This is a genomic window from Flavobacterium sp. DW-iso2 (assembly GCF_058725285.1).
Window position 1 is genome coordinate 80,169 of record NZ_JBZXDY010000014.1, and the last position, 14,339, is coordinate 94,507.

The 14,339-nt window shown below is 37.7% G+C and carries 3 protein-coding genes; all 3 read left to right on the forward strand.

Annotated features, from left to right (window positions below; all coding sequences use genetic code 11):
* Nucleotides 1-35 precede the first annotated feature (35 nt).
* Genes AC4PRO_RS11210 through AC4PRO_RS11220 form a run of 3 tightly spaced genes read left to right on the forward strand, consistent with a single transcriptional unit; the run spans nucleotide 36 to nucleotide 13,779 of the window.
* Complete coding sequence (locus tag AC4PRO_RS11210; RefSeq protein WP_492117401.1) at nucleotides 36-3,521, forward strand: hypothetical protein; 3,486 nt, start codon at nucleotides 36-38, stop codon at nucleotides 3,519-3,521.
* A gap of 19 nt (nucleotides 3,522-3,540) precedes the next feature.
* The gene (locus AC4PRO_RS11215) at nucleotides 3,541-5,211 is read left to right on the forward strand and encodes a hypothetical protein (protein ID WP_492117402.1); all 1,671 of its coding nucleotides are present in this window, start codon (nucleotides 3,541-3,543) and stop codon (nucleotides 5,209-5,211) included.
* Nucleotides 5,212-5,229: 18 nt separating this feature from the next.
* Complete coding sequence (locus AC4PRO_RS11220) at nucleotides 5,230-13,779, forward strand: hypothetical protein (RefSeq protein ID WP_492117403.1); 8,550 nt, start codon at nucleotides 5,230-5,232, stop codon at nucleotides 13,777-13,779.
* The last annotated feature ends 560 nt before the right edge of the window (nucleotides 13,780-14,339 follow it).

Consider the following 14,339-nt stretch of genomic DNA (forward strand, 5'->3'; position numbering starts at 1 on the left):
TACATACTTTTATTAACCCTTACCGAGCAGAATTTATGGCAACCTTACAATTTACAAATGCTTCGTCAGGTAACACTTCGTTGTATCTGGCAGAAGAAGACAATAACTGGTGTGCCTATCTTCTGGCAAATAGCGTTACAGGACCAGCGAGTGGTGCAATTGGTTTGGATGAACTATACAAATACAAGGGTTATATTTTATTTTCATTAGCGGCACCCAACATTGCTATCGATACATTCGTAAGCAACGTTTATACATTTCTTGGTAACTTAATCGAATATCAGTGGGCATCAGTCGTTTGGTTTGCGAACCCTAACACAACGCTGAACTCAAACAATACATCCCAAATAATTTTATCAGGAGGAAACAATGGTCCCTATTCTGTTTTAAGTGGGTTTAATTATAATTTTGGCAACAACTTTGCCACACTATTTATAAGCAACAACTTCGTTACACTGACTGTGGATAGTATCAACAATGCTATGATTATATCTTCGCAGCAGGGATCGACCAATTATACTTTCAGGCCAAATAATCTGTCCTCTTCCAGTCAGATTATGAAAAATATCGAAATACCACTTACGGGAGTTGGACAAGGGCATATAAGGTTTATTATGGGCTTTAATGCGGCTTCAGACTTTACAGGCTTTAACGTAAGTAACAATTACGGTTTTAATAACAATGTTAATAATGGAGCCTTAACAGCAGTAAACTATTCGCTGATAGAAGCTGGCAATTTAAACGATTTAATATTAATGCAAGTCAGCATTTATCCTTGCGACTTACTTAACAAAGCAGGAACAAACTCTTACTTCGCTTTTTTAGGACAGACCCAAAATACTCATACAGGAAACAGCACAATATCAGCTCTTTCTTCTTATTACCTTACGAATTTTGGCTATCCTTTAGTTTTGGTTCCGTACACAAATTTTATCGACTATGAAATTTCGCTAAACTATCCAACACAAGACAGTTCTCTATTGGTCTTTAGCGAGCAAACGCCAAACGATCCAACTACAATCTGGTACATGACTCCGCAAGGAGCATTTTCGCTTACACTAAGCACAGTATACGAAAAAAATGTAGATACTAGTAAACAAATCCAATTAATGTGCGGATTAGGCTCAACAGAAACCGTGAGCTTTACACCGCAATTTATTGATGACAATGATATCATTTCAGGAACTGGTGATTGGCTCTATTATCAAACCAATCAAAATGCTTTTGCTCCACAGTTTCCTATTCAAGCCACACAAAATGTAGTCGGAAGCAATACTACCCAAGAATGGCTAAACGCTAATTATTTATCCGCTTGGAACGGCATTGTAATGGCCAATAATGACTCTACTCCCGTAGTGTATCATGCACAAGCACAAGGTGCTGCTCTCTTTGCCCCTGATACAGATGCCACTTCCCCTCTGTTTACCCATTTGACAACAGGCTCCGGTGTTTTATCAGCTGCCAAAGAAACTATATTTTTTCCATTGGTGCCTTATGGTCTTGTTGCAGCAACACCCAGTACGCTTGTTGATTTTTCTTTATTCGAAAAACAAATAATAAGCCCCACTCGAAAAGCTATAATCGCAGCAGTAATGAGTGCCGAAAAAATTCCTGCCTCTCCTACTACTTTACTAACAGCAAGAACGGCAAACGGTAATAATATTCCGTCTACCAGTCCACAAGGATTTTATATTGATGTTAATCCGCAAAACGGAGTATGGGAGACATTGCAACTAGCCAGCAATCAGTTTTTGACTGCTGAGGGTTCATTATCCAAAATATTTAATTTACAATTTACCCCAGCAAGTTCAACTTTACAAAGTGCTTTACAGTCCAATCAGTTGTTTTTAGTTATTTCTTATAATGAAAAACTTGGCGATGGCACCTATGTGTTAAGTAATTTTAGTAGTGAAATGGAAATTGCCGAATGGCCTTTTTTATTAAATGTACCTACTGAACAAGTAAATGGTCAATACAAAAACGTAGTGATTTTTAAATTTTGTACAGGTAAATTAATTGATAAAGTACAAAATATTCAAGGCTGGAACTCACCCTATAGTTTTAATGATACCAGTAATAATGGTTTACCCAATTTAAGTATGTGGCTACAGCAATACGTACAAAATGGTATGGATAAATACATCATTCAAAAAGACACTGACTATGCTAATTTTTACAACATAGCAACTAATCCTGATTGGCAAGGTATTATTACTTTGGGTGTTGATATTAGTGTACAGGATTTTCCTAAAGAGTTGCAGGGACTATTAGCAGGTATTGACTTAAATAGTTTTTACGCACACCATTTTGGTATCGATATAAGTATCGTAAACAATGTAAATGGAGTAGTATCGATGCAACCCACCAGTTCTATGTTTGCACTTATTGATTATCAGGACCCTACTTTTGAAGGTATGGGCTCTAACCCTGCTATATACAAAACAAACGCTCCGATAAATGGTTCTGTTGATTATGATTTTATCGTTTTGCAATTAAAGATTGTGTTTATCAATAGTAAAATTTACAATTATAATAGTTATTTGGCACTTACCGTGAATAATCTCTTTGGTGAGAAAGTAAACGCCAGCAATAGAGATAATTTGATCATACTTACGGGCACGTATGAGAACAACAATGGCGTTCCTTCTTATGCCTTTACCAATACAGAAGACAATGTATTAAACTTAGTAAACAGTAGCATTATAACCGATGTTGAAATAATAAAAACGGCCTTTGTTACGGTGGTAGCACAAAACGATGTAACTAGCAATACTGTGAATTCAAAATTTTCATTTTGGGGTTTTATTAACTACACCGACTTGAGTTTTGACCTCCTATCCTTTGGAGCAGAACCTGATAGTAAAATTACGAACTATAGAGGATTGTCATATTCTAATTTATACATAGACCTTACTTTTCAATTAGAAACACCCACCACCAAAACATTTGTATTCGATATCAATCAAATGGCTTTTGATATTGGGCAAAGTACTCCAAGAGCCGATAGCTTGTATGCACACTTTCCTTTGCAGCTATCAGGTATTACCCGCGGAGACTCAATCAATACGCCTACTACGCAAGGATATTTGAATGTGACTATACCCGACTTGCAACAGCAGCAAAATATAAGCGGACAATGGTATGCATTGGTATTTAATCTCAATATGGGCACACTCGGTTCCTTGGCCAGTTCAGCAGGCTTTACCTCAACTTTTATGGCAGCATGGGGTGTTGGTGCAACAGGCGCATGGGCAGGTGTAAAACTACCAGGCGTAAATCCGCAGGCACCTTCGTTTAGCTTGCAAGGCGTCTTAAAATTAAATATTGGCTCTATTTTGATGCAAAGAGCAACAGAAACTAACGGAACGGCCTACCTCATGAAAATAAACAATATAGCCTTGGAGTTGTTCAGTCTTTCATTTCCTCCAGGAGGGAATATATGTTTTATGCTATTTGGTAACCCAGCTACCGATGCAAAACCTGAAAGTTTAGGCTGGTATGGATCATACGTAAAAAGTTAAACCACTAATCTGAATCAAAATGCCTTTAATAGACCAAATAACAGCCTTGATAGCGAATGTTGAAAACGCCTATACAGAAGAATATGCGCAGCAACAGCTATTGATTAGAAATTTTCTGCAAAGACAAGAAAACGACATCATCCGTGTATATGTAGCAGATGCCATTGGAATGGGGCACCAATCTACCACGGTAATGATTATGTATAGACTTATTGAATTAGGCTTTAACCATAATTTCCAAATTATTTATGACGATGCAAACACTGCTGGAAATACTGCGGAAAAACTATCAAAACTCATTCCTGGCTTTATTCCTAATGATGGAGGACCAGTGATAGTACCTATCACTGAAATCATTAATGCCACTATGATATCACTTAGCAATTTCAGGCAAAACATTGCCAATTACCCTCAAAGCAATTTTGGATTTACTGGCGGGTTTGACGTGAAAACTATAAATCTGGCAGACGCACCAATAGCAGGAAATGCAGCCACAAAAGGAGTAAACGTTGCCTTATTTTTGAAACTTCAGCCCTTTCAGTGGAATCAGCCAAATGCTATACAACGTCAAGGTCAGTTGGTAGTAAATCAGACCTCACTTGACAATGTACCTGCTTTGGGAAATACCACATTCAAAGCAAAAAGAGGATACTACATGGAGATTCCTTTACCACCACCTAATGATGATGTTTTTGGTGATGATAATAAGCGTGACGCCTACAATGCAATTATAACTGCCTGTAGAACAATGGAAAACCCCTTAAACTTATTACCTGTTTATGGTATTAATGACGACCCAGAGACAGGTTTGTGTAAGACCAATCCAAATATTATACCCCAAAATACGCTGTTCGATATAATTGCAGCAGTGAGGTACACACAACGTTTCTCCGTATTACCCAATTTAGCACGAGGGGCAATTATGGTGGTTATTGCAACGGTTTCTGAAAACTGCTACAATAGCTCACCTGATAAGGCAAAACCATCCTTAAATACATTACTGCAAGGTATAGGCAGTGAAAACAGAAAAAACACTATTGATCATCTGAACCAATTTGTAACAGATCTTCAAATAGTAGCGGGAGATATTTCAGATGGCCAACATGTAGAAGTTATTGATTTTAGTGACCTCGACATATTAAATGCAAAAATTGCAGCGTTGCAAGGAGACGGAGGTGCCAATAAAATATTGGTAGTAAAAATGCCTGGTTTACCAGTAAGCGCTTTCGATTATATGTACGCTTCTAGTTCATTACCGTGTTTACTGGAAGGAAAAGCTACTGCCAATTTGGTTTTAAACCTAAACAAACCATACTTAAATATGGCTCTTGGCAATAACTATCCCACTTTGCCATTTAACCCAGCAAACGGTCCAGAAGGTACAAGATGTTATAATGCAGTATCTGGTTTTAGTAATAATGCAGGTGCTATTAATAACAGCCTTGGTGAAAACCCACTCGAACTGAATCCGCCTTCTCTCGGTCTACAGGCTACTCCTATGTATAAAATAGCACAACTAACCATAGAATCCAATACTGCACCACCTATTGATAATGGAGCCTATGTTCCTGGAGGTTCTCTTCAACCATATTTTACACAATTACAAAAATTTTTTCAAATCCAACAAAAAGACAAGCTCTTTTTAGCACTCCTGTATTTCCTAAGTGACACAGGTAATGACCAAATTTAATTCTTCAGCAACATCATTATGGACGCACAACAATTACAAGAATTATATACAGGCTTACAACAACAAGTAAACAGTAAACAACAATTATTTTTTGTTAATGCCACGGCTGCCCTTAACCTGCCTGTTACCTCAAGCGCATACAAACAATTTGTACCCGATAATCAATTAGTGATTAACAAAGTACTTATTACCATGCCCGATGCAAACAGTATATTAATTACGGGCAATACCAATTCATTTGAAATACCCAATTGTGCTTGCTCAGTCAATTTTTATTTAGAAAATAGTATTCTCAACTCTACATTTAACATCTTGCTTTCAGGAGAAATGTTATCGCTTCCTGGAGTTGAGTGGTTTTCTATAGGTGCTCCATTTTATAAAATTTCAGTAGCTGAAGCACAATTGCCAGTGGTTGGTTTATTAGGTGGTACAATTGATACCGCAGTAAAACTGCAAATAGCCATGGGGTATCCCATTACCAATAATACTTGGCTATTTGAAGGGACTTTTTCCGACCCATATCCAAGTATTTCTAATTTTTATCAATTAGTAGGAGGTGTTAACCTTACAACTGCATTACCACAACCTTTTAGTACCTTAACCACACTTGGACTTAAAACCATTGATATTAGTTATAATTCAGCCAATAGTAATGTAGATTATATCGCTGTTGATATTAGCACACCTTCTGATTATGTCTGGCAAATTTTACCAGGTGTAGCTGTTACCGAAATTGATATTAATTGCCTTGTTTTAGGTCTGGGAACAGCTAGTGCTATTAATACAGAATTTACTATTACCGGTAATTTTACTATAGGGCCAGCGAGTTCCAATACTATTCAGCTTATTGCCAAAGTACCAGTTTTTACAGCCAGTGTACAACTTATCGACGGCACCATACAATTGGGTGATTTACTTACCATGTTCTGGTGTGGAACTACCATTGACCTGCAATCGGAAATAACAGTTTTAAATATAGAAATAGATCCCAATGCTAAAAACTATATACTCAATTGTAGTATAGTTACCAACTGGATATTCTTTACTATAACAAATCCCAACTTAAGTTTTACCATGACTGGTCTTAGTTTGGATGTGAGTAGTCAGCAAGGTGTAACTACTGGAAAGATAGCAGGCTCATTTCACATAGGCCCAAGTACCCCAGACACAGGAGTTGACCTAAATATATCTGCCGCTTACGATGGAAGTGCCTGGATTTTTAATGCAAGCACAGGAATAGACCAAACCATTTCCTTAGGCGATATTGCTACTACTTTCCTACAAGCCTTTGGCATGGGATATGATACCATTCCGAGTTGGGTAACAGATAATTTACCCAATATAAGTAATATAAGCTTTACCGATACATTGCCTGACGACAAAAGCAAGTCATCTAAATACGAAGTAAAAGGAGATGTTGACTGGCATTTACAATACAGTTCCTTCGACTTAAAATTAAGTGCCAACGTAAATATTAGCTATACCGATGCCAAAACATCGGGTACCATTACAGGTACAGCCGATGCACGCCAAATGCTTGGCTTAACATTTATAATTGGTTATCAATTTGGCACAGCCGATACCGAAGTGTACTTGAAACTCCCTGAATTTACTAGTACCATTACCTATACAAGCAATGCTAAAAACGATATTATAGACATTAAGTTTGATAAGATTTCGTTGGGCGAAATTATAAGTACTTTGGTTGGTGTTTTTAGTCCAGGCTTTACGTTACCTGCCCCTTGGAATTTATTAAACAGTATCGATTTATCTGGATTTGATTTTACCTATACACGTTATAAAGAAGCTGGAAAGAGCAGTATTGTAGCCACCATTCCGATAAAAGTAGATTTAGGTTTCATTAATATAAAATCCCTCAAAATCACCAAAGACGATTCGATCGCGGGCAGTGGTGTTTATATCTATATTGACGGCACTTTCTTGGGGCTTCCTATCGAAAGTGATTCTCCATTACAAAAAGATGGCAAAGGAAGTGATGCCACCAAAATGCCTGGTGTACCTGGTATGGGCAGCGAGTTTTTCGACTTAAAATTATTGGCCATGGGACAACATGTTTCTATGTACGATACCGTAAGTTTAGACTCTGTTGATGCCTCTATTACTGCATTAGAAAATGCTTTTACAACTTCGTCTGATGAAAACTCAACCAGTATACCCGTACCTGCTGCTACAGCAACTACCAAACCAGGTACTTTGGTATTTGACCAAAACAGCAATTGGCTGATCGGGACAGACTTTACTGTAGCTAAGTTTTATCGCATTGCCGCGGTGTTTAACGACCCCAATATGTATGGATTATTGGTGGGGGTAAGTCCTGATGCCGGTGCTTTTAAAAATCTTCAATTTGAAATTCTATATAAAAAAATAAACGACACCATAGGTATGTATCAGATTGATCTGCAACTACCAGATGAATTCAGACATCTTGAATTTGGAGAAGTTTCTATTACACTTCCCATTATAGGTGTAAAAGTTTATACCAATGGTAATTTTTATCTTGACTTTGGTTTCCCTGCCAGTATTACCGACTTTTCACGATCTTTCTCTGTACAGGTATTTCCTTTTGTGGGATTTGGCGGATTTTATTTTGGCTACCTCAGCGGAGCTACATCGACCAGTGTACCTACCACCAGCTGCGGTGTATTTAACCCCGTTATAGAGTTTGGTCTTGGACTCTCACTAGGAGTTGGTAAAACAGTAGATCAAGGTATATTAAAAGCGGGACTTTCATTAACCGCCGTAGGTATTTTTCAGGGTGTATTAGGTTTTTTTAGTGCCAATACTTCACTAAGTACTCATGATGAAACTTATTATAAAATTCAGGGAACTTTTGGTTTAACAGGGCACATTTACGGTGAAATCAATTTTGCTATCATATCGGCCAGACTAGATGTTATGGCGTATGCTTACATCACTATGATAATAGAAAGTTACAAGCCAATTCCTATTACTTTTGAAGCTGGTGTTTCTGTAAAACTTACCGTTAAAATTAATTTAGGATTATTTTCTATCAAAGTATCATTGCACTTTAGCGCCACAATAAGTGCTTCCTTTATCGTTGGAAGTGATACATCGGCTCATGCTCCGTGGAATTATTGTCCAGTAAAAGGATCGAATGCCAAAGCTCCGTTAGAACTTGCAAGTAGAAATAGGCGAATACTCAGTCTGGCTGGAGCTCCTGTATATCTAAAATGGCAACCAATAGTGCCTATCACAAAAGTACCTCTTGATTTGTTGTTTTTTCCACAACTTACAGTTTCGGGAGAGACAGGATCTGCAGGGCCGCAATACGCATCAATGTTGTATATTAACACAGATACAGCCAACAACAGTCTTTCTGCTTTAACCGAAGGCGTACTTTACTGGGCCATTAATGCACTCATCGGAAATACAGCTGAAAATACAGGTCTGGAGTGGCTGAAATTACAAGATATAACAGCCGACCAAATTAATAGCTTACTATGTTATTTTAACACAAGGCCAAATCATGTTGCCCCTTTCAATTATATAAATGCGGCACACGATGACATTCAGACTTTTTTCAGCAATTACTTTCAACTGAATATTCGTGCTGTGGATGCTACTCAAAATGGTAGTATGGATGCGGCTGTTTTCCCTGTAGTACCTGAATTGACTTTGAATACGGATTTAAACGGAAATCTTGGTACAGCAGTAGATTTTTCGACAAAAAATATGACTGGAAACCAAAATTACATCAGCGATATTACAATACTCCTTGCCTCTTCTGCTGTTGATTACCAGTCAGATATTACCGCAACCTATTATGATTCTTCCGATTGCAGTAATGTTATAGATCTTAGTTATGAAGAGCAGCATAATCTGTCATTTCCTACCTTTATGTTTACAGATTTTATCGCTTTGCTAGCTAAACAGGCCTTGCAGGCAGCATCGGATTATCTTAATAAACAAGAGAAATTATCAGGCACAGTAAGTGATGTGATAACCACCGCTGTCGCAGATAGTGTGCAAGGAATTGGTGGAATGGCATCTCGATTTATGCTTCATGGCCTAAGATTACCTCAACCACCCGACGCTGCAAAAGGAATAACAGAACCTTTGTACGTCCTTACGGGCCAACAGATCGCTATTCCGTCGACACTACAAAAAGGGGATAAATATTCGGTATTGCTACAAAATCCAAATGTATCATGGATTACTATGGTATCAGGCACCAACAACACCCTTAGTATCACTATAGATGACAATGAGATTCAGCACATACACGATGTAGCGGCGATTACGCTGTCTCCGACATTATCGTATGGACCAAGTGCTCTTATCAATTATAATGATACACCACAAACATTTTCATTAGGAGCTCCGGCTTTGTGGCAGTATCCCGGCGATTATTATTCAGGCGTAATCAATAAACCTGTGCTGTGGAAATTACCATCAAACTTGACAACTATTTTTGCCGATGAAGAAGATTGGCTTTTTGATGTTAAAACTTTGACCACTACCAGCACAGGAACTACCCAGGCAAAAGTAAATAATTACAGTTGGGGCACTATAGTTAATTTTTCTTTGCAGAAGATAACCGCCATTGATGGACAGGTAACGCCATTATCTAATAATATGTATAATCTGGTGGGTGCCGATGATGCAGGAACAATTTATTTGCAAGAACTCCTGACTTACCTCACGACAAATAATGATAGTGATGGGACTAAAACCATTCAGCAGCTTCAGGTATTGTATCAGCCCGATCCAACACAAAATTCAGAAGGAGGTTATATTTCAGATGCCAATGGTGCTTTCAAAACAGCAATTATACAGGCCAATCTTTCAACAGAAACCAATCCTGTAGAAGGAATGATGGGCAGAATGGCTTTTGTTGAAACTCCGATAAGAGATTATAATACTCTGAATAGCGCTGGAGATTTTATAAAATTATTGTGGGAATGCAGTATTGTTCGCAGTGGCGGTTTTTATTTCTATTACAACAATAGCGAAAACAAAGGACTCCCTGAAACCCTTTTTGCTGGTAACGGAATCGCGAATCTGGCATTAGTAATCACTTATGACACCTTGATATTGAGCCCCTTTGTAAACAGTGTTGTCATAGGAGATCTTATCGATACATCAAATACATCTGTTTATGTTCAGTCGCCAGATACTGAGCCAATAGCCCAGCAATATACCACACGAGTTGCTACTTTGTTACCAGGAACTGTTGGTTATGAAGTTTCTCGTAACAATCCGGGAGAATATGTGCCAACGCAACCTGTACCATCCTTAGGAGAAGATAAAATATATCTAGAGACACAATTTAATCTAATAGGAATAACGGTACCTGCATTACCTGCATATATAAATCCAACACCTGCAGGACCAGTAGATTCGATGGACGATGAAGCAATTGCCAATACCAAAAATGGAAACCCTTCTGCCAATGATGATGCGGAAGATTGGAACTATAGTGCCGTTGTACCTTATTATAAATATGTACAATCGGCAGAAACAGATCCCCAATATCCTAATCCATATGCGGGTATAGGAACTACAGTTGAAATGATATTGAACTGGCAGGATATGTTTGGAAATGTTCCTCCAACTGGTACAGCTCCTTTAAATGCATCTATGCAATTATTGTATTCAGATGCCATTATTGCGCTTAGTCAGTGGCCATCAGTATCTGTGTCGTATTTGTTTAGTTTAGTGAATAAAAAACCGAACATCAACCTTAATTTTAATTTTAATACGGTTCGATATATAGGAGATGGAGCGCAGAATAACGCTCAGATAGATATGACCACTTATATGAATATCTTCTATCAGCTTAGTAATGGAGATATGGTAATTCATTATACCACTACTGTAGAAGATCAGGTCAACGCACAAGGTGACACAATTGCGACAGAACATACTATTGCAAATGATGATTTATTGAATAATTTTATCAATCCAATTATTGCATATTTACGAGCTATCATCTATGTTGATCAACCAGTTGCATTAAAAACTTATACCATAAGCGCCGAAATAATAACGACCAATATCACCACATTGCCTGAAATTTCGTTGGTTGCTACAAGTATTACCATGCTACGAATTGCCAATTTAGATCCTAATTTTAACAATGTTGCAGGAATAGCCATCGCCAGTACAAGCATACAACCATTGTCTGAAAACGATACAAACAGTATGTTGGCTCTTTCTTATTTTGCTCAACAGTTTGAGGCTGCCTTTATCAATCAGCCTGCTACTGGCATTGTACTTAAAGCAGCTACTGGAGCCAATTTGACTAAAGGAAATAGCGACACCACCGCAAATGCACCTCTTTGGATGGTACGTTTTGATAGTACAGGAGCTAATGGTCTGAAATTTAGATTTAACAATAAACAAGTGTATTATTTTGCTCCAATTCCGTTGGCCAATAGTTTACAATCTTTCTCTGCCCGAATAAATAGCTACGAGCAAGGCAAAGCTTTTCCTTCGGATCAAAATATTAGCAAAAATTATACTAGCATTGATATGGACAGCTGGGGCTTGCAGTTTTTACAAGCCGTTGATAAATTTCTGAGTCCTACTTATTCGGTTCCTGCATTTTTATTAACCGCAAATGATGTGTTTGCTGGTGATCCCGATTATTTGCAACTGATCTTAGATGCCAAACAAAAATTGGCAGACGCGATAGAAGGTACAATAGATTTTATTATTGAGCCTGATGGTGGAAAAGAACCATCAAACATAGGGAATGCTCAGGAAAAGTGGAAACAGCAAATACTGATTCAACTTGCCAATACCTATCGCTACGTAGCATCTGTACAGACAACGGCAAGCATAAGCTCGGCTTATAAAGGCAACGAATATGCCAATTCAAATAATGTACCAGCACAATATCCTTATGTTCCTTCTTTGTACGGAAAAATGTTGGGGCTTGATCCCTCGACTTCCGGATCTGATATTGTACCCAAATCTAGTGAGTATTCCTTATCTACAGCAAAAGTGCCAACAGCCAATGGCAACTCTTGGCTGACTTATATGTTTGAAGCCAAGGATGTTGCCGAAAGCCGTAGTTTTTCTTTTGGAGATATGGAGTATTACGTGAGCCATCTTGAATTTGATATTACTAAAATACCCGATTTAGCAGATTATCTGGCTTCTTCATGGCTGACATTTATTATTCCGCTTGATGGAGAAATAAATCAGAAAGAGAGTCCTCTTGCTGACATGAGCGACGTTGGCCAAACAACCATACCAGTACCATTGCGCGCTTATCCTACGCCACCATCCATATCGGTGCAGAACTTTGATTATCCTGTGAATGAGACCAACCCATTGGCTGCAATAACCATAGAAGAGGCACGTTTATGGGAATATAATTACACTTACCAAAACCCTTCTGCGGCCCAGGATACTATTGTAACAGAAATTCAGTTTAATGTTACCGATGAAAACCAAAGTTTTTACAGCAATTCTAATACTTCAAATTTGCCTTTATATCAAGCATTGGCTCAGTTTATTGATAGTTATCCATTAATTAATGCCGACTTTGATAATTGCCTTGCACTACTTACACCTGCCATTTTGAAAGCAGACTCGACTTTGGCTATAAATGCACGTTATGCCATGCTGGCTTTTATAGAAATTATAAATCAGGTGGCAGAACAATGGTCCGTTACCAATCAGGTCAATCCAAGAAAACCGCTGACACAGGCAAGAGCGCTTAATGTAGCGCCTGCACCACCATTTACACTGTCATATACCATAACGGAAAGTGCACAGGAATTAACAGAATATCTAATTGTAAGCGTTGATTTTAATAACGAACAGTCTTCAGATATTACTATTAGTCTGACTATTAATGACTATACAAGCGAACTGGTTGAAGGCGAGAAAAATGAATACGTTTATTACTGGGTGGATAATCTTGGAAATCGTGAATATCTATTATACGAAGACAGAAATAGCAATCCGTCAAGAACAATAAATTTGGGAGGCCTTGACATTCTAAGTGCGCAAAATGCCTGGAGCAGTGTGGCCGTGATTAGAAACGAAGAACTACTGGAGAATCAGGATGGAACATGGCAAACCACCAACCCACTGTTTATTTATCAGACACCACAAGTCATGTTTTACAATAAACTAATTCCGTTATTAGTTGCCAATAGTGCGATTAATGTTAATACGATAGAAACCGCAACATATCCAGTACAGCCAACACGAACTCTAAATGTGCAAATGCTGGTATTGTTTGACGCCTTAACAGAAAATATTAACAGTGCCATTACAGAATTTACAATAAAAATGCAGTGCGATTATACGTATATTATTCCAGGAACAGCATTCCCTGTTGACGTACCTGTTTTAATGATTACACCAACGCAAATAACAGTAGCAGATCACGGAAAAAGCATGGCAGACTTAATAACCGCAGCGATAAACAATTGGATGCAAAGCAATAATCCGCAAACTAATGCTGGTGTATTTACTTTTACGTTAACGGCTTACTCGGTAACAGACAGTTATGTGCCAATATTGAAAATTCCGTTTACATTGCCATTAACGGCTATCGCATCATAAAAATCTGTTTCTTTTTTGCTTTCATAAATACGAGTTTAAAATTAGACTATGAAATAAAAAAAAGAGGGTAAGCTAGTCATGGTCGGAAGAAATTCTTCCGACTTTTTTTTTTGCTTTATATTTTCAAAAGTAATTGATTTTATTTACTATTTGTAGCGAGATTTTTTTCTTGTTTAATTTATTGATTTTATATGTTTTCACTACTGTAAATCAATATTGTATGACAAATTTTAAACAACCACAAAGTATCCGTCAATGAGCTGTTAGGTTTTATTCTTGAGGCGCTTCTATCACATCTATCCACCAGTACTAAGGCGGATCAATATTCAAAAATACTTGATGGTAAAAAAGTATTTTATCTGTTTGTCAAAATATACTCATATAATGACTTCTATATAGTATTATTGCGGCATCTAAATCTGTGGCTTCTTAAAACTCATCCAGTTCCGCTCAACTTACCTTTCATAGTTCGTGCTGCATACGCAACGAGCATCTATGTAAAAGCAGTAAATTGAGCCTCAAAATAATTACTAACTGCAGTACAGTTTTGGCTGTCTGCT